The 22,555-nt window shown below is 44.4% G+C and carries 18 protein-coding genes and 1 pseudogene; 15 read left to right on the forward strand and 4 right to left on the reverse strand.

The genetic code is table 11. The features are described 5' to 3' along the window. Positions 1 to 151 precede the first annotated feature (151 nt). The 4 genes from AB4517_RS20810 (at position 152) to AB4517_RS20825 (ending at position 7,204) form a co-directional block, all read left to right on the forward strand. Positions 152 to 1,150, forward strand: a complete 999-nt coding sequence (locus AB4517_RS20810; protein WP_372149756.1) for a DHH family phosphoesterase — start codon at positions 152 to 154, stop codon at positions 1,148 to 1,150. A 487-nt stretch (positions 1,151 to 1,637) separates the two neighbouring features. Then, a complete protein-coding gene (locus AB4517_RS20815; protein ID WP_372149759.1) occupies positions 1,638 to 3,827 on the forward strand; it encodes an immunoglobulin-like domain-containing protein in 2,190 nt (729 codons plus the stop codon). A 229-nt stretch (positions 3,828 to 4,056) separates the two neighbouring features. Further along, complete coding sequence (locus AB4517_RS20820; protein WP_017059189.1) at positions 4,057 to 4,977, forward strand: LysR family transcriptional regulator; 921 nt, start codon at positions 4,057 to 4,059, stop codon at positions 4,975 to 4,977. 181 nt (positions 4,978 to 5,158) lie between these two features. Further along, a complete protein-coding gene (locus tag AB4517_RS20825; protein ID WP_372149762.1) occupies positions 5,159 to 7,204 on the forward strand; it encodes a TonB-dependent receptor domain-containing protein in 2,046 nt (681 codons plus the stop codon). A 129-nt stretch (positions 7,205 to 7,333) separates the two neighbouring features. Here the strand turns inward: AB4517_RS20825 and AB4517_RS20830 are convergent, their stop codons facing one another. Further along, positions 7,334 to 8,077, reverse strand: a complete 744-nt coding sequence (locus tag AB4517_RS20830; protein ID WP_029235856.1) for a class I SAM-dependent methyltransferase — start codon at positions 8,075 to 8,077, stop codon at positions 7,334 to 7,336. 459 nt (positions 8,078 to 8,536) lie between these two features. On the opposite strand from AB4517_RS20830, the gene AB4517_RS20835 reads away from it, so the two are divergent. The 7 genes and pseudogenes from AB4517_RS20835 (at position 8,537) to AB4517_RS20865 (ending at position 16,490) form a co-directional block, all read left to right on the forward strand. Next, a complete protein-coding gene (locus AB4517_RS20835) occupies positions 8,537 to 9,061 on the forward strand; it encodes a GNAT family N-acetyltransferase (RefSeq protein ID WP_371721956.1) in 525 nt (174 codons plus the stop codon). Positions 9,062 to 9,075: 14 nt separating this feature from the next. Then, positions 9,076 to 9,672 carry a LysE/ArgO family amino acid transporter gene (locus AB4517_RS20840; protein WP_017059193.1) on the forward strand — a complete coding sequence of 199 codons (597 nt, stop codon included), beginning with the start codon at positions 9,076 to 9,078 and terminating at the stop codon, positions 9,670 to 9,672. A gap of 13 nt (positions 9,673 to 9,685) precedes the next feature. Beyond that, positions 9,686 to 9,859 (forward strand): annotated as a pseudogene (locus AB4517_RS20845) (porin family protein); the annotation flags it as partial. A gap of 213 nt (positions 9,860 to 10,072) precedes the next feature. Beyond that, complete coding sequence (gene sbcD / locus AB4517_RS20850; protein WP_017063974.1) at positions 10,073 to 11,326, forward strand: exonuclease subunit SbcD; 1,254 nt, start codon at positions 10,073 to 10,075, stop codon at positions 11,324 to 11,326. A 4-nt stretch (positions 11,327 to 11,330) separates the two neighbouring features. Beyond that, entirely contained in the window at positions 11,331 to 15,047 is a 3,717-nt protein-coding gene (locus AB4517_RS20855; protein WP_372149765.1) for an SbcC/MukB-like Walker B domain-containing protein, read from the forward strand. Between the two features lie 263 nt (positions 15,048 to 15,310). Next, a complete protein-coding gene (locus AB4517_RS20860) occupies positions 15,311 to 15,445 on the forward strand; it encodes a DUF2256 domain-containing protein (protein ID WP_081324519.1) in 135 nt (44 codons plus the stop codon). A gap of 160 nt (positions 15,446 to 15,605) precedes the next feature. Beyond that, entirely contained in the window at positions 15,606 to 16,490 is an 885-nt protein-coding gene (locus tag AB4517_RS20865) for a PA4780 family RIO1-like protein kinase (protein ID WP_029235559.1), read from the forward strand. Positions 16,491 to 16,637: 147 nt separating this feature from the next. Here AB4517_RS20865 and AB4517_RS20870 read toward each other — a convergent pair whose 3' ends face one another. From AB4517_RS20870 to AB4517_RS20880, 3 genes are all read right to left on the reverse strand, one after another. Then, positions 16,638 to 17,378 (reverse strand): SDR family oxidoreductase, encoded by a 741-nt coding sequence (locus AB4517_RS20870; RefSeq protein ID WP_017070716.1) that lies wholly within the window; start codon positions 17,376 to 17,378, stop codon positions 16,638 to 16,640. Continuing rightward, positions 17,378 to 18,949 carry a cryptochrome/photolyase family protein gene (locus AB4517_RS20875; protein WP_372149768.1) on the reverse strand — a complete coding sequence of 524 codons (1,572 nt, stop codon included), beginning with the start codon at positions 18,947 to 18,949 and terminating at the stop codon, positions 17,378 to 17,380. The genes AB4517_RS20870 and AB4517_RS20875 overlap by 1 nt, the downstream gene beginning before the upstream one ends. A 293-nt stretch (positions 18,950 to 19,242) precedes the next feature. Next, positions 19,243 to 19,665: a universal stress protein gene (locus AB4517_RS20880; protein ID WP_017063967.1), complete on the reverse strand. Its 423-nt coding sequence runs from the start codon at positions 19,663 to 19,665 to the stop codon at positions 19,243 to 19,245. Positions 19,666 to 19,900: 235 nt separating this feature from the next. Between AB4517_RS20880 and AB4517_RS20885 the strand changes: the two genes are divergently transcribed. The 4 genes from AB4517_RS20885 to AB4517_RS20900 all read left to right on the forward strand — a co-directional run bounded on the left by AB4517_RS20885 (position 19,901) and on the right by AB4517_RS20900 (position 22,187). Continuing rightward, positions 19,901 to 21,031 (forward strand): PcfJ domain-containing protein, encoded by a 1,131-nt coding sequence (locus tag AB4517_RS20885; protein WP_372149769.1) that lies wholly within the window; start codon positions 19,901 to 19,903, stop codon positions 21,029 to 21,031. A gap of 23 nt (positions 21,032 to 21,054) precedes the next feature. Beyond that, the gene (locus AB4517_RS20890; protein WP_017059202.1) at positions 21,055 to 21,189 is read left to right on the forward strand and encodes a hypothetical protein; all 135 of its coding nucleotides are present in this window, start codon (positions 21,055 to 21,057) and stop codon (positions 21,187 to 21,189) included. 66 nt (positions 21,190 to 21,255) lie between these two features. Then, entirely contained in the window at positions 21,256 to 21,690 is a 435-nt protein-coding gene (locus AB4517_RS20895; protein WP_372149772.1) for a GNAT family N-acetyltransferase, read from the forward strand. Between the two features lie 242 nt (positions 21,691 to 21,932). Next, positions 21,933 to 22,187 carry a DUF3297 family protein gene (locus tag AB4517_RS20900; RefSeq protein ID WP_017059204.1) on the forward strand — a complete coding sequence of 85 codons (255 nt, stop codon included), beginning with the start codon at positions 21,933 to 21,935 and terminating at the stop codon, positions 22,185 to 22,187. Positions 22,188 to 22,555 lie beyond the last annotated feature (368 nt).

Here is a 22,555-nt window from a genome sequence, read left to right on the forward strand (position 1 = left end):
GTATTTATCTTTTCAATCTAATGAGAATAAGGCATTCCAAAATAGACTTAAGTATCTGTGAAATATAACTAAAATAATGACAGACTATCGAACACACAAACGAATTGGCGCGTTTCTGGCAAACGGTTAAATCTATAGGAAGAGGAACAACATGCACTACGACGTATTCAACGGAGACGCAGATGGCATAATCGCGTTGTTACAGCTGCGATTAAGTGAGCCAAGAGAGAGCGTGCTCATTACTGGTGTTAAGCGTGATATTAAGTTGGTCTCTCAAGTTGTTACTCAAATTATGGAGCCGGGTAAGCAAGGTGACATTTCTTCCGTTACCGTTTTAGATGTATCGATGGAGAAAAACCTGCCTGCACTGCACTCACTGCTAGACGCAAACATCAATGTATTTTATTGCGATCACCACCGAACAGGGGATGTCCCAACTTCTAGTCATTTAGATACTCTGATTGATACCGCGCCAGAGAGCTGCACGAGCTTGCTGATTAACCAGAAGCTGAATGGTGTGCATGTGGCTTGGGCAATCGCAGCTGCCTTTGGCGACAATCTAAAAACGGTGGCGGCGCGGCTAGCGGATGAAAATGGATTCGCTCAATCTCAAAAAGAGTTTCTAGAAGAGCTAGGTACCTTGGTTAACTACAACGGTTACGGTTCGTCACTGAGTGATTTGCATTTCACGCCAGCTGAGCTCTACAAAACCCTTTATCAATACCCGAATCCGTTTGATCTTTTGGATGATAAAGACTCGGTGTTTTATCGACTACGAGATGCTTATCAAAATGATCGCCAGCAGTTATCAAACCTTGCTCCTGTTTATGAAAGTGAAGTCGCACGTGTGTTTGAACTGCCAGGTGAGACGTGGGCAAGGCGCATCAGTGGCGTATTTGGTAATGAAATCGTTAATCAAGATCCAAACCGAGCGCAAGCAGTATTAACGAAAAACCAAGACGGCGAGTCTTACACGGTGAGCTTACGTGCGCCATTATCAAATAGAACGGGTGCAGACGAAATTTGCTCAAGTTTTGCGACTGGCGGAGGAAGAAAAGCAGCGGCTGGAATTAATCAACTTAATGAACTTGATAAGGTGAATTTTATTTCACTATTGGATGCATATTATTCATCTGGCACTGACGGTTAACTGAAAAACTCCCGACGTATACATTCAAAATCCTACAAATTCTTGCTACTATATTCCGTTATACGTGTGTATTGCTAGCACATGTATGATGGCTATATCCAAGCTGTTTTAGTGATATCACTCGCAATGGTATCTGGTCTTAGGTCAGTAATTACGGCGTATTTGGGATGATTTTTGCCGATTTATAGTTTATTTTTTCCTATCGGTGATTTTTTATATTTTTGGTTAATTATCTTAGTGAATTAAGGTTGATCAAATATTTATATGGTCAATGCATTCAGCCGAAAATAACAGTTTTTAGCATTTCAATTTGAATGAAAAGTCAAAGTCATATTGATTCTGATATTCAATCTGTGACTTAAAATCACAAGTTAAATCAAAGGTCATCTTTTCCTAAAAATTCCATTACTTTTCTATAAATATTCATGATTACAATGAATTGGTTCGGTTGTGATTGGCACAGCTGTTAAGTAAGGAAGTGGGACTAATGTTGAAACGTAAAGCTCTACAATTAGCAGTATCGGTCGGCATGGCGGCTATGTCTGGCGCTGTTTATGCGAATGGTTCAGATATGACGAATCCAGACTCTGGCGTCGTGGTTGGCTATTGGCATAACTGGTGTGACGGTGGCGGCTACCAAGGTGGCAATGCGCCATGTGTGACGTTGGATGAAGTGAACCCAATGTACAACATCGTGAATGTGTCATTCATGAAGGTTTACGATGTGGCTGATGGTCGAATCCCAACTTTTAAACTGGACCCAACCATTGGGCTTTCAGAAGAACAATTTATTGACCAAATCTCTGAGCTCAACAAGCAAGGTCGCTCTGTACTGTTGGCTTTGGGTGGTGCTGATGCACACGTAGAGCTAGAAACCGGTGATGAAAGAGCCTTTGCTGATGAGATTATCCGTCTAACTGAGCGTTACGGCTTCGATGGCCTAGATATCGACCTTGAACAAGCAGCCGTAACCGCAGCAAACAATCAAACCGTGATTCCTGATGCTCTTAAGTTGGTAAAAGACCACTACCGTGCTGAAGGTAAAAACTTCCTTATTACTATGGCGCCTGAGTTCCCGTATCTCACGACAGGCGGTAAGTACGTTCCTTATATCGATAATCTAGAAGGCTATTACGACTGGATTAACCCACAATTCTACAACCAAGGTGGCGATGGTATCTGGGTTGAAGGCGTGGGTTGGATTGCTCAAAACAACGATGCGTTAAAAGAAGAGTTCATCTACTACATTTCTGATTCTCTTATCAACGGAACGCGTGGTTTCCACAAGATCCCACATGACAAGCTCGTGTTTGGTATTCCTTCAAGCATCGATGCTGCAGCAACCGGTTTTGTACAAGAGCCACAAGATTTATACGACGCATTTGATAGCCTAACGGCGCAAGGTCAACCGCTACGTGGTGTGATGACTTGGTCTATCAACTGGGACATGGGCACCAACAAAAGCGGCCAACAATACAACGAGCAGTTTATTAAAGACTACGGCCCGTTTGTACACGGTCAGGTAACGCCACCACCAGTCGAGGGCGAGCCCGTTCTTAAAGGTGTCGAAAATACGCGTGTTCTTCACGGCACAACGTTTGATCCTATGGATGGCGTGACGGCAACAGACAAAGAAGACGGCGATCTAACGTCATCAATCGATGTTGAAGGTTACGTTGAAACCAGTGTTATTGGCACTTACGTTTTGACTTACCGAGTGAAAGACAGCGATAACAACGAAACCACTAAAGCGAGAACGGTAGAGGTTTACAGCCAGAAGCCAGTATTTAATGGCGTATCTGACACAACAGTTGTGTTGGGTACTGCATTTGATGCTATGGCAGGCGTGACGGCGAATGATGCTGAAGATGGCGACCTGACAAGCACTATTACACACACTGGCAGTGTCGATGTAAATGAAATCGGCAACTACACACTTGTGTATAGCGTGACAGACAGCGCGAACCAAACCGTAACCGTTGACCGTAAAGTGTCTGTAACTGATGGTTCTAACTGTGCTGCTGCATGGGATGCCGACACCGTTTATGTTGAAGGTGACCAAGTATCTCATGACGGTTCAACGTGGGGAGCAGGTTGGTACACTCGCGGCGAAGAGCCAGGAACAACAGGTGAGTGGGGCGTTTGGAGAAAAGTTTCAGACTCTTCATGTGGTGGTAACCCAGATCCGGGCGATGACTTAGAGCTTTCGGTTTCAGGACTTCAATCACAATATGCGCCAGATAACGGCAACGTGCGTTTAGATCTGACACTGACATCAAATGAAGCATTAGATGTTACCGCTATGGTGATCAACAGTGCAGGTACTGTGGTTGAGCAAACTAAGGTTAACGTAACGGACAGCCGTGCTATTACCATCGACTTATACGATGTAGCGGAAGGGCAATATGCACTTGAAGTAGTCGGTAAAGCATCTGACGGTGAAATGGTGATGGTAAACGATTCGTTCGCTGTTAAAGACGGTGGCGGAACAACACCTCCTCCAGGTGATTACCCTCCATATGAAGCGGACACAAACTACGCAGCGGGTGACATTGTGGTCGGCAGCGATAATGGCTTGTACGAATGTAAGCCTTGGCCATACACGGCATGGTGTGCAAGCGCTTCTTATGCTCCAGGCGATAGCCAATACTGGCAAGATGCTTGGACAAAGCTGTAGTCTGATAGCTCAACGCTAGCAATATAAAGTAGACGATCAAAGAGAGGCCATTGTGCCTCTCTTTTTTATGTTTAAACAGTTCTGACTTAGAGCTTTAAAACCCACTTAACCTTAAACTCTGCTCTGCATATTGCTCTAGATCAAAATAGGAGTGATTATCAATTGTATTACATGTTAAGAAATAGCACTATGCGCACATTGAATTTTATATATTGTTAATATTTGCATAATGAATCTTGCTCAAGTCGACCTCAATCTACTCGTTATTCTTAAACACCTTCTTGAAGAGAAGCACGTTTCCAACACGGCATTGGCGCTGGATATGAGCCAACCTACGGTGAGCCGATCTCTGCAAAAACTGCGTACCGTTTTCAATGATGATCTATTGGTGCGAGCGGCTTATGGCTATGAGTTAACGCCAAAAGCAGAAGCCATTAAGCAAGATCTCAATTCGGTACTGACACGTTTAGAAAAGCTGGTACATGGCGATGTATTCGAACCGCAAAGCAGTGACAGTACGGTTCGCTTCTTTGGTTTAGTGCCTAATGTCGCGCACTTGCTGCCCAAGGTAGTTGCGGAGATACGTCAACAAGCGCCAAACATGACTGTTGATATCGACTCGATTCCTAAACGACACTTTGAGCCTCTGTTATCCGGTGATGCGCACTTTGTGTTGTCGACCCACGAGCCGTTAAGTTCAGAGCAAAATTTGTATCGAATGTTCGTGATTAGCCGCGATTACCGTTTGCTGATGAGTAAAAAACATCCTTTGGCGGACAAAGAGATCACGGTTGATGACTTGTTGAATAGCCAACTTGGTCAAATCTCACTGCAAGGGGATAAGAAGCTCTCGATCGAAAGTCGATTTAAAGATCTTGGCTTGATTGATAAGCAGCGCCAGCTGTCCATTCCAATTCAGCTTTCCAATTTTAACGTCGCGCCGGATATGGCAGAAGCAACCGACATCATCTTTCATTTACCGACACCTTTTGCTCAACAAGCCGCTACGCAAAGAGATCTTGTTTGTAAACGCGTGCCTAAAGCGTTGCGCCACCCATCAGAAGACGTCTACTTATACTGGCATAAGCGCTTTCATAACGACCCGATGTGTCGCTGGGTTCGCAATATATTCAAAGAGCTTTATACATAATCCATCTGCAGGGTGAATGAAAATTACGAATACCTATCGAGTTGGATATAGATCTCTTTCATTATTTGAATGGTGAATAACGAGAATCGATTTTTGGTATGAAACTTTCGTTGATAAGCGTGGTAGTTGGTTGTTTAATGCAAACCATTATCATTACCAATCACATATAAGAATGAATATCATGTCTGAGAGATCTCTTTTGATTCGCAAACCTCTTTTGGTTCGTAAACCCCTTTCGATCGCAGTCGCTGTTATTTGTACCTCACTTTCAGCTAACGTGTTGGCGCAAGAAGAAGCGCAAGCAACAGATGAGCAAATGGTTGTTACGGCAACTCGTACCGAGATGGCACTAAAACAAGCGCCAGCTTCAATGTCGGTTATCACCGCGCAAGACATTGAAGACAGCCCTGGTATTACCTTGGCGGACATCGTTGCAGAATCAACGAGTGTAGAGTCTGATTTTGATAGCACACGTGCTGGCCGTCAGATGATCTCTATTCGTGGTATGGATTCAGATTACACTCTTATCATGGTGAACGGTCGTCGTTTAAGCTCTGCAAGTGCCATCATCCGTGGTAACGACTTTGACCTATCAACGATTCCTGCTGATTCGATCGAACGTGTTGAAATAATCCGTGGCCCAATGTCTGCACTTTACGGTTCAGATGGTATGGGCGGTACAATCAACATCATCACTAAGGCTCCAGAAAACGATTGGAGCTCTACACTGACCATGGACACTTCATCTCCACTTGATGGTGATGGAGGGGAAGAGTATTCGATGGGCTTCACGACATCTGGTGCGTTGATTGAAGACGAGTTGTTTGCTCGCCTATCTGTTAACCAAACTAGCCGTAACGCTTGGCAACCATATTCTGGTACACACAGCTTTGGTTACGATCGTTCAGATGTAACAGCTCTAGAAGAACGTGACACGTTAAGCTTACTTGCAAGCCTGACATGGAATGCGACAGATAACCAAACCATCGATTTCGATTTTGGCTACAGTGATGATGAACGTGAGTCATCTGCGGAAAACGTATCATCTGTGATTGAGTCTGACACACGTGTTGTACGTCAGAGCCAAGCGATCACACATAGTGGTTTTTGGAGCTGGGGTGACACGCAAGTACGTTATTCACGTGAAAATGTGACAGATAATGATGCTGCGGACTCAGATACTAACTATAGCAGTGACATCGAAGAGCTGACTCAAATTGTTGAAGCTTCGGCGACCACTTATCTTGGTGATAGTCACACCGTAACGTTTGGTATGGACTACCAGTTGAGTGAATTAACCAACAAAGAAAACTTAGTCAATGGTACATCTGAAGCTTATCAAGGTGCGTTATTTGTTCAAGACCAATGGTTAATGACGGATCAACTAACGGCAACCATTGGTGGTCGTTTAGATAAGCATGAACTGTACGGTGAAGAGTTCAGCCCACGTGTGTACTTGGTTCATCAAACAACGAATGACCTGATCATCAAGGGTGGTGTGGGTAAAGCATTTAAAGCACCAACATTGACTCAAAATCAGACAGACTACACAGTTAATAGCTGTAAAGGCGTATGTGATTTACATGGTAATGAAGATCTTAAGCCCGAAACCAGCTTGAACTATGAGATCGCTGCGATTTATAGCCAACCTCGTTGGAATGTTGAAGGTGCCTTATTCCGAAATGAAATCAACGACCTAATTGATCGTGATGAAACCTATTGTGAGAACGGCGGAGTGTTTGAATCGGGTAAAGGTTGCGCTGATAGTTCAAGCTCAACTGGCTATGTGAATGGTAAGCGTACTTATACAAACGTATCAGAGGCTGTAGTTCAAGGTGCTGAGCTTACAGGCCAATTCCAAATTACTGATGAATGGGGTGTGTCTGGTAATTACACATTCTTAGACACTGAAGATAAGTCTACTGGTGACGAATTACTTGATCGTTACAAGCATTCGGGTTTAGTTAAACTGAACTGGAGCCCAACTTACGATCTAAGTACCTTCGTGAGTGCGCGTTACCGTGGTGAACGTCAGATCGAAAGCGATCTAACTCAAGACGCTTACACAACGCTGAACCTAGGTGCTGTCTACAACGTGAATGCTTCAGTACGACTACGTGCAGGTATCACGAACTTAACTGACGAAGCTGTATCACAAGAGCTAGAGAGCATGGGCTATGTTGAAGAGCCACGTACTTACTACGTAGGTATGACAGCGGACTTCTAATTTAGAGTTCAGTAACTGATAGCTTGATACAAAAGAACCCACACTGGCTGATGCTCTAAAAGGAGAATGGCGAGTGTGGGTTCTTTTTTGATCTATAGATTTGGTTTAATTTGCCGTTTATCTATTAATCTAGATTTTGACACATGTGATCAGCGCATTACCGGACTGAGTATCCCAAGGAATCAGCTTGTCGTAATCGTGCTCGAAGATATTAACCTCGAAGTAGGGCTTCAATATCTCGATTAACTCTTTAAACGAGAATGCCACCATTGGGTGTTCATCATTCCACACTTGAGTTTCACCAGCAGTCGTCTTTTCGATGCTAAGCTTTAGCGCTTGCTTATCACCCTGACCAGAGTAATACCAACCAGAACGGAACGTGAAATCGTCTTTGTCTTGGTTTGTTGTGTGTCTAACAAACAGGTCGTTGCTGATCTTGTCTTTATCAACCACGTTAAAACAGAAAATACCTTCTGGCTTTAACGCACGATGCACACTTTCAATACACTCTTTAAGCTTCTCAAGGCCATCGTTGTAATGGATGGAATACAGGAAGCAAGTGATAAGATCGAGTGGTTCCGTGACCTCAAAGTTACTCATGTTTTGTACTGAGAACTTGGCTTCCGGGCAGCGAACTTCTGCGATATCTAACATCGGCTTGTTAAGATCTAGGCCACCGCTTTGGTAACCGAAATCAATAAAATGACGAACGTGTGGGCCAGTGCCACAAGCTAAGTCGAGGTGTGTTTTTCCTTCATTTCCAAAGATTTGATGGAGTCTACGTACGCAGTTACTTTGCGCTTGGTAGTCAATATCTACACACATTAAATCATAGTAACCGGATAGGTCGGTATAGAGTGCGTTGGCGGACATATTTGCCTGCAGCATAAGCTGAAAAATTAGGGTGGCGCATCATATACCGAAATTGGAAAATCGCAATCAAATATTCGATCAATGAAAGCGTTTTATTTTCTAACTTATGGTCGTTTTAAATGAGACCGTTTAAAGGGATGTTTAAGCTGCCAACAACATCAGTACGCGTGTCATCGCTATTCACTTTGCCCTGACTACTTATTCGTTAACTAAAACAGGTGTTGCTCCCTCAATGCAGCGACCATACGGGCTTTGCGGAACGCTTTTATCACGAGACGAGATAGGAAAAATATGGTATCTAGGTAAACCCAGTGTGACATTTATAATTTTATGATTAATCAGTAATTTTACTGATTCAAACCGAGTTCTTGAAAAGGAAACAATTAAGGAAAGTGGGCTGTTGATAAAAACCAAATCACTCAAGCTAAATAAGCGAACTAAACAAGGAGAGTTGTAACAATGACATCAGCAATAAATGCACAGGGTTCAATGGAAAATAGAACAGCATTGGAAAGCAGTGCTTCAATAGAAATTAAGGTGGATGACTTGTCGGGTGGGGAAGTCGTTGAATTGCTTGAAGAGCATCTTGCTGATATGTACGCCACTTCGCCAGCCGAAAGCGTCCATGCACTGGATCTAGATGGGCTCAAGTCACCAGAAATTACCTTTTTCAGCGCTTGGAAAGACAGCCAACTGCTTGGGTGTGTCGCCATTAAAGAGCTGAATACCCAACACGCTGAACTCAAATCGATGAGAACCTCACAGTTTGCTCGAAAGTCAGGTGTTGCGAGCCAACTTTTACAGCACGTATTGGATACAGCAACCGCCCGCCAGTATCAAACAATCAGTTTAGAGACCGGCTCAGAAGACTACTTTAAGGCTGCGCGTAACCTGTATGAAAAGTTTGGCTTCGGATACTGTGAACCCTTTGCTGATTATGTGTTAGACCCGCACAGCCAGTTTATGAGTATTGAGTTGCGTTAAGAGACTAGCCTTAGATGTCGACTTACTTTGCAGGTTTCTCCCTTGGCCTTTCGCTGATTCTTGCGATTGGCTCTCAAAATGCGTTTGTTTTAAAGCAAGGGCTTAAGAACCAACACGTATTGGCAGTTTGTGCTGTATGTGCCATTTCTGACGCCTTACTGATTAGCTTTGGCGTGACGGGCTTTGGCGCAATCGTTAAGCAGTTCCCACAAATTGAGCAGTTCGCCCGTTATGGTGGCGCTATCTTTTTGGGTGTCTATTCATTCTTAAGCTTCCGATCAGCATTTACCGAAAACCACGCCTTAGAAGCCACGGCAGAAACTAAAGACTCATTAACCAAAGCGATTGCGATGTGTTTGGCGTTCACTTGGCTTAACCCGCATGTGTATTTGGATACTGTGGTATTGCTGGGGTCTATCTCAACTCAATATCAACCGGATCAAATGTTGTTTGGCGCTGGGGCGGTATCGGCGTCATTCGTGTTCTTCTTTTCACTTGGATATGGCGCTCGCTTCTTGGCTCCAATGTTTAAGAACCCGAGAGCGTGGAAGGTGTTGGAATTTGTCGTTGGCGTGATCATGGCATCTATTGCAATATCTTTGATTGTCTAGCTGCGCGTAATTAGGCTTCCATTTTGGTATAGGTGTTGAATACACGCCAGTAGAAAGCCTAACCTTACGTTTAATCTCACAAGCAGATGCAGTAAATATCGAATTCTTCGGCCCGAATGGTAATAGACTGGCAAGCCGTGATGTAGCGTTTAGCACAGTAACTCTGGGCGCTTCGTACAATTTTTGACGACCTCTGTGAAATAGCTTAAAGCTAAAGCTATGGACACCTAAAACCGCTCTAACGTTGAGCGGTTTTTTTATGTCAAAAATAACGATTGGTCACGCTATGGGCGGAGTTGGTCCAAAGCCTGAAATTAGTTGGTTTTCACAAGCTTATAAAAGGGAATTATCTCGACTATTTTGGTAGATTAAAGGTATTACAGACTTCCAGTGAGCAGCAATGAAGATTCTTCACACGTCCGATTGGCACCTTGGCCAAAACTTCTACAATAAAAGCCGCAAGAATGAACATGAACGGTTTTTACAATGGTTACTTGAGCAAGTTACAGAGCACGACATCGACGCGATCATTGTTGCTGGCGACATTTTCGATACCAGTACACCGCCGAGTTACGCTCGTGAGATGTATAACAAGTTTGTGGTCGATTCGAACAAGATCGGTTGCCAATTGGTGTTATTAGGTGGAAATCACGATTCAGTCTCTGTGCTTAAAGAGACACAACAGCTGCTCAAATACATGGGCGCAGACGTGATTCCTAATACCAATGAAGATCATGCGACTCAGGTTGTCGAACTAAAAGGCAAGAACGGCGATGTAGAAGCGCTGGTTTGTGCCATTCCTTTTATTCGCCCTCGCGATGTGTTGATGAGCCAGGCGGGTGTCACTGGCGTTGAGCGTCAGAAGCAACTCGGCGATGCAATCAAACAGCATTATCAAAGTGTTTATGATGCGGCGGTTGCTAAGCGCGCGACGTTTGTAAACAGCGAGCACATGCCGATTATCGCTACCGGTCATTTAACGGCGATGGGTGTCCAACAATCGGATTCTGTGCGTGATATCTATGTCGGCAACCTTGATGGTTTCGCCGCTGATGGCTTCCCAGACGCAGACTATATCGCACTTGGTCATATCCACCGCCCACAAGTGGTGGCAAAGCGTGAATACATTCGTTATTCAGGCTCTCCAATCCCACTAAGTTTTGATGAACTTAAGTCTCAAAAACAAGTGTGTGTGGTTGAGTTTGTTGAAGGTGAGCGCACCATTTCTCAACTGCCTGTTCCCACATTCCAACCTCTAGCTGAAATCAAAGGCGACTTGAGCGAGATCGAATCTCAGCTTAACCAATACATAGGTTTAGATAGCGACCAAAGCGTATGGTTATCGATAGAAGTGCAAGCGCAAGATTACTTGTCGGATCTACAAGAACGTATGCGCGCACTGACCGAAGGATTGAATGTGGAAGTACTTCAACTGCGCCGAGCAAGAGAGCGTCGTAATCAAGCATTAGAGCAAGAGTCGGCAGAGACCTTATCTGAACTGAGCCCGATGGACGTGTTTACGAAGCGTATTGCCTTAGAAGAGTTTGAAACCGATTCTGAAAAAGCGCGTTTAGAGCGCATGACGGTGAAGTTCAAACAAGTGATGGTCGAAGTGTCTGAAAGCGCTCAAGCGCCCAATAAAGTAGAAGAGTAATCGTATGAAGATTTTAAGCCTAGAATTTGAAAACCTGAACTCTTTGAAAGGACGTTGGAAGCTCGATTTCACCCAATCACCGTTTGCAGAAAATGGTCTGTTTGCGATTACTGGCCCAACAGGGGCGGGTAAAACCACCATTCTTGATGCGATTTGTTTGGCATTGTTCCACCGCACACCGCGTTTAAAGAGCATAGCTAAAGGCAACAACGAATTAATGACGCGTGGCACGGGTGAGTGTTGTGCTGAACTGGAATTTGAAGTTCAAGGTAAAACGTACCGATCTAATTTCCACCAAAAGCGCGCACGTGGCAAACATGATGGCGCACTGCAAACGCCGACCTGTGAATTTGCAGATGCCGACACAGATAAAGTGTTAGAGACCATGCTCACTAAGAAGATCAAGTTGGTGGAGCAGGTCACGGGCCTCGATTTCTCACGCTTTACTAAATCGATCATGCTGTCTCAGGGTGAGTTTGCGGCGTTCTTAAATGCCAATGCCAACGATCGTGCAGAGCTACTAGAAGAGCTGACGGGTACCGAAGTGTATAGCCTGATCTCAGAGCGCATCTACGATCACTTTAAGTCGAGTGAAACATCGCTTAATCAGCTCAAAGCGAAAGCAGAAGGCGTGAGCCTGCTCTCGGAAGAACAAATTCAAGCGCTAATCACTGAGCGTGAAACGCTAGAAGCTGAACAAAACCGCCTAGCCGAACAGTTAAAAGAGTGGCAAGCCCATCTCAGCTGGTGGAAAGACGTAACCAAAGCTGAGCACACGCTTGTTACCAGTGAGCAGGATCTTAAAACCGCGCAAGATGAGTTAGACCGTAACCAACCGTCACTAGAGCGCTTGGCAAACAGTGAGCCGGCTGAAAAGCTGCGTCCAGTACACAAAGATTTAAAGCGTTGCGAACAAGAGGTGAACACTACTCAAGCTCACCTAGATAACAGCACCAAGTTACTTGCCGTTCGTGATGCAGAAATGCAAGACGCGCAAACTAAACTGACTCAAAGCAGTGCGATTGTCGAACAGGTAAAAAGTGAGCAACAAGATCAAGATAAGATCATCGATCTCGTGCGTCCGCTAGACAACCAAATTGCCGTACTCAAAGATAAGCAAACTGCGACCGTTAATGCAGCGAACACGCTAAACGAGCAACATACGCAGCAGCTTAATCAACAGGTCGTTTTGGTTCAAAAAATAGATGCACTAAAGCAACAAGATCAACGCAGTACTGAGTACTTAAATACGCATCAAGCTGACCAGAATTTGGAAAAATACCTAGGTCAGTGGCAAGCAAAGGTCGAGCAAGTTCGTACTCTAGAGCGCCAGCATTCAGAGCAGTTGAATTCAGCGAAGCAAGCGTTGTCTGCGGTTGATGCACAGCAAACGATTATCAAATCTGCTCAAGACGCTAAAGCAACGCAAGATAAAACTTTAGCTGAATTGGTTGTGCTAGAAAGTAGTGCAAAGCAACAGTGGGAAGCCTTGCAAGGCAACACTAGCGAGCAAGTGTTGAATTCGCAAAAAGATCTGTTGGAGTTTTGGAATCGCAATACGCACTCATTACTTGAGATCAATCGTGGTTTCCTAAATGCCCAACAACAGCTGCACGCAAAAACACAGGCACATCAAACCAACACCCAGTTGGTCGACAAGCTTTCGAAAGAACGTGAAGTGCTGGTGGAGCGATATAAAGAGAAAGAGACGTCTCTTGAACGATTAACGCGTTTGATTGATCAAGAAGGCGAGTTGGCAAAATACCGTGCAGGTCTAGAATCAGGCTCTGAGTGCCCACTGTGTGGTTCAACAGACCATTCGATTGAGCAGTCGCAAGATATTGCAAATTTGGTTGCTCAAAAAGATAGAGAAAACCTAGAGCTAACAGCTATCAAAAAAGAAGGCCAAGAGCATCGTCAGCAGTTAGATTCTCTTGCTCCAATGATTGCTGCGCTTAACGATGACATTCAGCGAGCGCAAGCGGATATTCATCAGGCTCAACTGAATTGGCAAAGCGTTGTCGGCAAGCTTCAACAGAGTTTATCGGATTTCGTTGGCACGGCTCATGAACTGGCGCTGTTAACGATTAACGATTTAGGCAATGAAGCTACAGTCGAGACCTTTGCTCAGCAGTGTGAACTTCAACTAAGTCACAGCGCACAGCAACTCAAAGCGTTGAGTGATGCTAAAGCGCATTATGCCGAAGCTGAGAAACAACGCCTGTCTATAAGTGTTATGGCTGACAAGGCGCAATCTAATCTCGAGTTGGCCGAGCAACGTTTAGCGGATCTTAATAAGCAAAACCAAGTCGCAAACGAGCAAGTGACTCAATTAGTTCAAACGAAAGATCAGCAATGGAACGCTTTGAAAGAGAGCATTGTTCAAACTTCTATCGAAGCACCTGAACTTGAGCATATCGATGATTGGTTTACTGCGAAATCGCAAGCATCAAGCACATGGCAGCAAACCAAACAGCAACAGGCCGATATTGAGAAGCAACTGATTACTCAAAATGCCGAATTGAAAACGTTAGACGACAAGCTAAGCAGTGTTGAGAAAGAGCTCGCGACACTGACGCAACAGAGTGAGTCTTTAGTGTCAGAACTCACTCGTGTAACGGCTGAAAGAACAGAGTTGTTTGGTGACAAAGACATTCAAGCCACCAGCAATGCGATGAAGCAAAGAGTCACTGAAGCAGTAAATGCATTTGATGCCGCGCAGTTAGTGCTTAACCGCAGCGAACTTGAACATCGAACCGAGCAAACCAAACACACTGGTTTCTCGGACGAGTTAGTCAGTAAGCAATCGAGCTACACACAAGCGTCGAATGCTTGGTTAGAAGCGCTGAAAACTAGCCCGTTCGAAGATGAGGCTAATTTTGAAGCAGCGTTGTTAGATGAAGAGGTTAGAACTCAACTTCAAAGCCTGAAGAAGTCTTTAGACGAAGCGATTGTCAGTGCGCAAGCAAGGTTGAACACCGCCAAAACGACGAAAGTGGAGCTACTAAATCACGAAAATGCGAAAGCATGGCAAGAGCAAAACCAACAGCAAGTTGAAGAAGCGACGACTGAGTGTCAAAACGCACAACAAAGCCATGCAACCAAGATCGGCGCAATTTCTGCCAATCTTGAAACGGATAGCCAGAACCGCAGCAATCAGCAAGATCTGTTTAAGCAGATCGACGAGCAACAAGTCGAGTTTGATGATATTTCACGTCTGAACTCACTTATCGGCTCTAAGAACGGCGATAAATTCCGTAAGTTTGCCCAAGGTTTAACGTTGGAAAACTTGGTGTACTTGGCGAACAAGCAGCTACAACGTTTGCATGGTCGTTACGAGCTTAAACGTAAAGCCGACGATGGTTTAGAACTGCAAGTGCTCGACACATGGCAGGGCGATGTGATGCGTGATACAAAGACTTTATCAGGTGGCGAAAGCTTCTTGGTGAGCTTGGCGTTGGCATTAGCGCTTTCTGATCTTGTGAGCTACAAAACCAGTATTGATTCTCTGTTCTTAGATGAAGGTTTCGGGACGTTGGATAGTGACACATTGGACATTGCACTTAACGCACTGGATAACTTGAATGCATCAGGCAAGATGATTGGCGTGATTAGCCACGTTGAAGCACTGAAAGAGCGAGTACCCGTTCAGCTTAAAGTGACAAAACACTCAGGCTTAGGTGTGAGTGAGATGGATAAACAGTACAAGGTTGTTGCTTAGGTTCTTGCTATATTTATCAGCGCAGAAATACAAGCAGAGCTAGATGAAGCAGATCCCCGACTCAGTCGTTCCTCCTTCTCGAGGATGACGGAGTCGGGAGTAGTCACAAATCACTACGCAGTCACTCCTTAAAGTCAGGAACGAACGTCATAGAGAACTAGGCTTTGTTCGTATTGCCTTCGTCATTCTCTAAAGCGAGGTACGAGCGTAATAGGGAATCTCTAGTAAACGAAGGAAGTGGACTCATCAAGAAGGAAACGGCCATGCACAAGAAACCCCATTTACCGACTAAGATATGTCCTGTTTGCCAAAAGCCTTTCGCATGGCGTAAAAAATGGCAGCGCTGTTGGGATGACGTGATCTACTGTTCTGAACGTTGTCGTCGTAATAAGTCTTAGTCCCATAATCTGAATAGATCAGGTCAATCCTCATGATCTAAACCCGTTAACTCCAATATTTCCTTCCTTTGTCGTAATTTTGATGATCCTTTAATCGTTTCGTCATTCATTTCTCAAGTTAATATTTCTATCTGTAAGATAAGTGATGTATAAAGGCGGCATGAAGATACCTAAAAGAATACAGCCTTTAGTTGACGACGGTTTAGTCGACGAGGTGACAAGCCAACTCATGAGTGGCAAAGAAGCATCGGTGTACATTGTGCGCTGCGGCGATACGATCCGTTGTGCCAAGGTATATAAGGAAATAAGCCAACGCAGCTTCAAAAAAGCGACCGCGTATCGTGAAGGCCGAAAAGTCCGAAATAGCCGCCGCGCTCGAGCGATGGAAAAAGGCTCTGGCTTTGGTCGTGAACAACAAGAAAAGGTTTGGCAAAGTGCTGAAGTGGATGCCTTATATAAACTGGCAGAAGCGGGTGTTCGTGTGCCTGTCCCTTATGGTTGCTTTGATGGCGTACTGCTTATGGAGCTGGTCACTGACGATGAGGGTTACGTTGCACCACGTTTGAACGATGTGGTGATGTCAGCAGAGCAAGCGATCGAAGACCACGCCGTGATGATGACTTACGTAGTTAAAATGCTGTGTGTTGGTTTGATCCATGGTGACTTGTCTGAGTTCAACGTATTGGTGGATGAGTACGGTCCAGTAATTATCGACCTACCACAAGCGGTTGACGCTTCGGCTAACAACAACGCTGAGTGGATGCTGGCTCGTGACATCAATAACATCCGTGACTATTACGCTCAGTTTGCTCCTGAACTGGCAAAAACCGAGTATGCCAAGGAAATGTGGGCGCTGTACGAGAAAGGCGACTTGAAGCCAGACAGCAAACTGACGGGTGAGTTTACGGAAACCGACGACTTGGCTGATATCGAAGCCATCATGCAAGAGATAGACGCTGCGCGAATTGAAGAACAACATCGACGCGAGCGAGCTAAAGAAGAGAAAGAAGGTGTTGACGATACTAAGTTCAATTGGGCTGAATAATCGTGATGATCAGTTTTGATCTTTAGCTAGATATCAACCAAACGCCTTTTAAAACAGAGGCGTTCTTTCTAAATAAAAACCCAATGGAGCTTCAACTCTGTTGGGTTTTCTTTTTTAGCACTAATGAAAGACGGACACTCGTATCAACTACCAATTTAACTGTTCACCATCGTAAGCGTAGAAGTGCCCACTGTTATCCGGTGTGGCAGTGCGAATAATATCGACCAACTGATGGGCGACATAGCTTGACTCAAACAACTTACCTTCAGGGACATTGGTCTGAAAAGGCTTCGACAGAGCTGTGTCTGTCGTGCCCGGGTGCAGAGCCAACACGGTGCCTTTCTTAATGGTGCGTTGCCATTCGATCGACATGGTTTTGATGAACATATTTAGGGCTGCTTTCGATGAGCGGTAGCTATACCAACCGCCTAATCTGTTGTCTGAAATACTACCTACTTTTGCGGATACCACAGCAAATTTTGGATTGTCACTCGCTCTAAGAATCGGCGTGAAGTGCTTTGCCAATAATAAGCTCGGTAGGGTGTTCACAGAGATGTTTTTGAGGAAAAAATCAGGGTCGATGGACGACAAGTTTTTCTCCGGTCCAAGATCTGGAGTGTGGAGCATACCCACGCAGTTGATCAACCAATCAAGTTGTTCAAACTCAGAACTCAAACGCTTGATATCAGCTTCATTGGTCGCGTCGACTTTGTGCCAGGTCAAGCGATTGTTTTCTAGTTCCGGCTGTTGAGAGTGGTAAGTCGCGTCTACATGCACATCAAGAAAATCAAACCGAGAGAGCTCAGATAATAGGTGTTTAACCACAGCGAAACCAATACCGCCGCTCCCACCGACCACCAATATGTGTAATCTGAGTTGCTCCACCATTATAAGTTCTCCAAGTTTGTGATTCGTTGTTCAGCAGTATCGAGAATCGCTTGTTGTGATTGCTCATCCATGTTGTCCCAAGAGCGATATAACATGCCCATACGTGGGTTGCGGTTTAACGCATCGCGGTGCTGGTCCATAAAGCGCCAATACAAGCTATTGAAAGGGCAAGATTGCTCGCCGCTGCGTTCTTTTATCTTGTAGTGACAGCCTTTGCAGTAGTCACTCATGCGGTTGATATAGGAACCGCTGGCAGAGTATGGTTTGGTTCCTACGATCCCGCCATCCGCAAACAGTGCCATACCTCGCGTATTTGGCATTTCAACCCACTCAATCGCGTCGACGTAAATACCGAGGTACCAACTATCGACTTGGTCAGGGTCTATACCCGTGATTAAACAGAAGTTGCCAGTGATCATTAACCTTTGGATGTGGTGCGCGTAAGAAAACTCAAGAGACTGGTCAATCGCATGCTTCATGCAGTTCATCTTGGTTTGTCCGTCCCAAAAGTAATGGGGCAGGTTATTATGTGCTGAGTAATGGTTTTTGTTGGCGTAAGCAGGCATGTTTGCCCAATAGACGGCGCGTATGTACTCTCGCCACCCCAGTATTTGGCGTACAAATCCTTCGACCTGTGCAATATCGATGCTTGGCTTATCTGGTGAGCTGTCTCGAAGACAGGATGCTTGGTAGGCCGACAGTGCTGCATCAATCACTTCTTTAGGGCTCAGCAGTTTACTGTTCAGCGAGAACGATATACGGCTATGATACAAGCTCCATTTAGAGTCGTGCTCTGTCGTCATCGCATCTTGAAACTGCCCAAATAACGGCAAGCAGACTTGGCAGAAATGAGCGAGTAGAGACAAGCTTTGTGCGCGGTTCACCGGCCATAGTAACTGGTTACCGACTTGACCAATGGTTTGTACTTGGTGACGTTCGATACGTTGCAAAATGTCGGTTATATCATTGGTAAACATCAGCGGCTGAGGTAGGTTTTCGATGTCTTGTTTCTTGAGTTTCTTTCGATTGTTCGCGTCGTAATTCCATTTGCCGCCAACGGGCTTTCCGTCTTCTAACAAAATGTCGAAACGCTTTCTCATTCGGCGATAGAAGTGCTCCATCATGATGTGTTTGTCTTTCGGAAACTGTTGTTCGATCTCTTCGAATGGAAAGAGGAAGTGTTCTGTATCACAACAACCTTTGGTCGCATTGGTGAGCTTGAGCTTGTTCATCTGCTCTAAAAGGCGATATTCATCTGGCCTTTGATATTCGAATTTCTCTGCGCCGAATTCGTGTACATAGTGCTTTAGAAGTGTGTCTAGGTTTTCAAATTGCGTTGTGTCGTCAAGAGTAAGGTGTAGTACTTGATGACCTTGTTCTTTGAGTTCGTTAGCGAAGTAACCCATCGCACAGAAAAACGCGGCCACTTTTTGAACGTGAGAGGCAACATAATCTGTTTCTTGTTTTAGCTCAGCAATGATGTAAATAACGTCATCGTTAACCTGTCTAAACCATGAATGCTCAATGTTGAGTTGGTCACCTAATACAAGTCGTACCGTTTTAAATTTCATAATGCGTCCTGGTTTGTGAGGCTTGTTGTGACTGCGTTACCGCCTGTCCATTGATTGATGAAGGCATGGTCTGGGTCGTACATTTCAGTACGTTGATTCAAATCGAAATGACGTGATTTGTTAATTATTAGACGCTTACGAGTTGATAGGCTGACAAGATCACAAATGACTACTCTAAGTGGGAAATAGGAGATTTCGATCAGGATGAGTGTGTTGAAGAGGATATCAAGCCAACCAATAATACCGATAGAGGTTGGCAATGCCGGTTATTTTTGAGTGTCGAACTGGAGCTTCTATTCCATTGGAACAACGAGAATATCGATAGGGGAAGTATCGATGATCTGTTTAGAATGGGAGATGAGCTTATGCCAAAAATCATGGTGATGGCCGCACAGCAATAGGTCAACGCCGTTGGCTTCGATGGCATTTTTGAGCTTATCGTTCAAATCACCCGTTCCCACGAAAATGTGCTTGATTGGGTGCTTGGCGTAGGCTTCAAACTCTTTCAAATGCTTAACGGCATCTTCATTGATGGGTAAATCACCGTCATTTCCCTGAATATCAACGAGCTCTGGATAAATTTCTCCATGCGTACCATCGATATAAACAAATGAAATGCCAGCCTCCAGTTTATCAGCGAAGAAGGTCGCTCTATCAATGAGAATCTTGGTGTCGTCAGACAGTTCAAGTGCGACCAGAATATGTCGGTAATCCATAATTAAAGCCTCTTGTTGTGAGTTATGTAACAAGCATAGTTTCTGTTGACGCAAATGATATCGAAGAGATCTCATATTCCGTAAAATCATCATTCAATGTTCTTCTAAGCACTATCGTATTTATATCGCTTTGATTGGTAAGAAATTTACAAAAGGTTGATATAGTGGTTGAAGCGCTAGCTTATGCTGTTAGATAGGCTTGATAGTTCAATGCGCCAATAACGAAGAGGCATCAATGACAGCACTACTAACCATTCCCACTCGAACATTAGGTTTCGACTACGATATTGAGATCCGAGACTGGTCTCAAAAGCTCGTCGGCTTTCATGTGTTTGAAGATGGTAGACGACCGCTTGATGGAGGCATTGGGCTGAGCCTCAACCTTGTTGAACAGTTTGACGTGAATGGTCGTTGGCTAAATTCATTACCTGCGCGTTATCGTGAAATCACCGACGACTTTCCAGAATACCAATACCAGATGTTGTGGCTTGCTGCGAATACTTATGAAGCCGCGCAATTGCTTGAATTAAGGCCTGTTATTTTGGCTTTGATCTGCATGAAATACAGTGTCGACAACAAGAAAGCACTGGCACTAAGTCGCTTAGGGCAGAAGAAGATCCTTACCAAGTTGGGCTTAGACGGCAGCAAGGCGACACTCAAATTCATCGACAAGCTAGAGCTTCATTACAATGTTGGTGATGAACTCGACCACATTGTTCGTATTCTCGAACCGCTGCAAAGACGAGTCCTTAAGTTTAAGCATTACTCAAAAGTTAGATACACAGCCCTGCGTTTGGACCAAGTTCATCCATTTCTAACTGGTAGCAGGCTAGGGATTGCAATGGTGGAAGAGGGCAGACTTAACGCACCGTCGAAGATGGCGATGTTCCAAGATGCGATATTGTTAGGGCAAGATTTGGAGATGGATGATCCACTGCGTGCGATTACCAGTCAGAACTCTTTTGCGATGTTTGAGCAACTGCATGACCGCTGGACGGAGCAACGCCAATTACGACGCTTGGAGGGTAACTGCCCAATGGATAAAGACATCCCTTATCCCGTTCCTTTACTTGGCAATGACAACATTCATCCGCTCACGGATTATTACGACCTTGAACACGAAGGCATCGAGCAGAAGCACTGTATTGGCGTGTATCACAACCGAATCATGAGCGATCGTTATGTGGTGTTCCGCATGCTCAAGCCTCAGCGTTTAACCATAGGTTTACGCCGCGTCCCGAGCAAAGCATTTCCTTTTGAAATAGACCAAATCTGCGGAAAACGAAATGCACCTCCGTCGGAATCCGCTCGCCAAGTGATTCACGACTGGCTAGAAGCGAGTAAGCAAAAATATCCTAAGCAATAGCCATTAAGTAGAAGGAATACAGGATGTTTCAACAAGGCGATCTTTGCCCTCATTGTGGTTTGATTATTGTGATGCCTACGGATCTGCAAGGTGAATGCCTAGGATGCGGCGAAGAAATTAATCAAGACCCAGCAGACGATTACGACGAAGAAGAGTAGCTTTACCTACACTTAGATTAAACAAGGCTAGGATAGCCGAATTACTCTCTTTAAAAGGACGGAAAAATGCAGAAAGTAATCTTTAGAAATTGCGATGAAAACTCACCTTATTGGCATGAGTTAGAGGGCTTATTTCAAAGTGAATGGTCTGATTTCAAGTTTAAAGATACATATAAAGAAAACGTACAACTCCCTCCAGTAATAACAGTACTTCGCGATAATGTGATCATTGGTGGCTTGGCGTATTCCTATTTTCAAGAACCTCACCAAGTTCGTGATGTAGTGTGGATCAACGCTGTGTTTGTCGACCCTCAATGGCGCGGTCAAGGCATTGCCAGTGAACTGATTAATCGTGGTGTCAGACAGGTTTCTTCTGCAGTGCAAACTCAACTCTACGCGTACACCAATATCATGGGTCTCTACCAAGGGCTAGGTTGGTCAATCGTAAATATCGAATCAGAACCGAACCATAAAGTGATGAGTATTGAGCTTAATCGATAAGCTCGGAATAAAAGCCTGATATTAGTTTATCTGCCGTTCGAGTAATGAATTTCTCCCTTTCATCCATAATGCATAAGCCTGTTAAATTTTCGTTGAAACTCATGCCGATATCGCCTTTAAATCAAACAACTAGCTGTTGATTAAAACGATCAAGACGATTTATTGCAGCAGTTGTTGAGCACAAAGCCTATATTGACTAGAATGACGCACTTTTTTTATTTACGTACATACAGGTAATGAACATGAGCGATACTAATTCAAGACCAGCTTTACCAGATCATCTTGCAGGCAACCCACGCAGCCCACACCACGTTGCTGAGTGTTTCGAATACCCAATCGGCATTCGTCTAAATGGTAAAGAGCGTACTGATGTTGAAGAATACTGCATCAGCGAAGGTTGGGTTAAGATCCCTTCTCCAAAAGCGCTAGATCGTTTTGGTCAGCCAATGCTTATTACTCTAAAAGGCACTGTAGAAGCTTTTTACATCGACGCATAATCACGTCGTGTGGCTAGCTAATACTTCGAGTAATTAGCTAATGTTTGCTTAATTAGCCAACATCAAGCCACCAAGCGTTATTACCTAAAAGGGTCTAGAGAAATCTAGACCCTTTTTGTTTGCATTGATTTTAGCGAACTTCTTTAACCAATAGCCCAAACCACCTTCATAACTCCACAGATTCAACCAAAATTGTTGTTATTCACTATGCATTCGCAGTAATAACAAAGTTGTTGTTGGTTGATTTATGTTCGCTCGCTCTTTTTGGATTTATTCGTACTCGAAAGTTCTGATGTTTAATTAAACAGATACAAACAAAAATATGAAGCGCAGTCTAATTAAATGAAACTAATATGCTGTATTTAAAG

The sequence above is a fragment of the Vibrio sp. 10N.222.52.C3 genome, from assembly GCF_041474195.1.
GTDB lineage: Bacteria > Pseudomonadota > Gammaproteobacteria > Enterobacterales > Vibrionaceae > Vibrio > Vibrio crassostreae_C.

Excerpts from the sequence above, each read along its gene's own strand:
- AB4517_RS20875 (WP_372149768.1), bottom strand. The coding sequence starts at position 18,949 with ATGAAATTTAAAACGGTACGACTTGTATTAGGTGACCAACTCAACATT.
- AB4517_RS20890 (WP_017059202.1), top strand. The coding sequence starts at position 21,055 with ATGTTTCAACAAGGCGATCTTTGCCCTCATTGTGGTTTGATTATTGTG.
- AB4517_RS20830 (WP_029235856.1), bottom strand. The coding sequence starts at position 8,077 with ATGTCCGCCAACGCACTCTATACCGACCTATCCGGTTACTATGATTTA.
- AB4517_RS20885 (WP_372149769.1), top strand. The coding sequence starts at position 19,901 with ATGACAGCACTACTAACCATTCCCACTCGAACATTAGGTTTCGACTAC.
- AB4517_RS20895 (WP_372149772.1), top strand. The coding sequence starts at position 21,256 with ATGCAGAAAGTAATCTTTAGAAATTGCGATGAAAACTCACCTTATTGG.
- AB4517_RS20810 (WP_372149756.1), top strand. The coding sequence starts at position 152 with ATGCACTACGACGTATTCAACGGAGACGCAGATGGCATAATCGCGTTG.
- AB4517_RS20840 (WP_017059193.1), top strand. The coding sequence starts at position 9,076 with ATGTCGACTTACTTTGCAGGTTTCTCCCTTGGCCTTTCGCTGATTCTT.
- sbcD (WP_017063974.1), top strand. The coding sequence starts at position 10,073 with ATGAAGATTCTTCACACGTCCGATTGGCACCTTGGCCAAAACTTCTAC.
- AB4517_RS20855 (WP_372149765.1), top strand. The coding sequence starts at position 11,331 with ATGAAGATTTTAAGCCTAGAATTTGAAAACCTGAACTCTTTGAAAGGA.
- AB4517_RS20825 (WP_372149762.1), top strand. The coding sequence starts at position 5,159 with ATGTCTGAGAGATCTCTTTTGATTCGCAAACCTCTTTTGGTTCGTAAA.
- AB4517_RS20870 (WP_017070716.1), bottom strand. The coding sequence starts at position 17,378 with ATGGTGGAGCAACTCAGATTACACATATTGGTGGTCGGTGGGAGCGGC.
- AB4517_RS20865 (WP_029235559.1), top strand. The coding sequence starts at position 15,606 with ATGAAGATACCTAAAAGAATACAGCCTTTAGTTGACGACGGTTTAGTC.
- AB4517_RS20900 (WP_017059204.1), top strand. The coding sequence starts at position 21,933 with ATGAGCGATACTAATTCAAGACCAGCTTTACCAGATCATCTTGCAGGC.
- AB4517_RS20820 (WP_017059189.1), top strand. The coding sequence starts at position 4,057 with ATGAATCTTGCTCAAGTCGACCTCAATCTACTCGTTATTCTTAAACAC.
- AB4517_RS20880 (WP_017063967.1), bottom strand. The coding sequence starts at position 19,665 with ATGGATTACCGACATATTCTGGTCGCACTTGAACTGTCTGACGACACC.
- AB4517_RS20835 (WP_371721956.1), top strand. The coding sequence starts at position 8,537 with ATGACATCAGCAATAAATGCACAGGGTTCAATGGAAAATAGAACAGCA.
- AB4517_RS20860 (WP_081324519.1), top strand. The coding sequence starts at position 15,311 with ATGCACAAGAAACCCCATTTACCGACTAAGATATGTCCTGTTTGCCAA.
- AB4517_RS20815 (WP_372149759.1), top strand. The coding sequence starts at position 1,638 with ATGTTGAAACGTAAAGCTCTACAATTAGCAGTATCGGTCGGCATGGCG.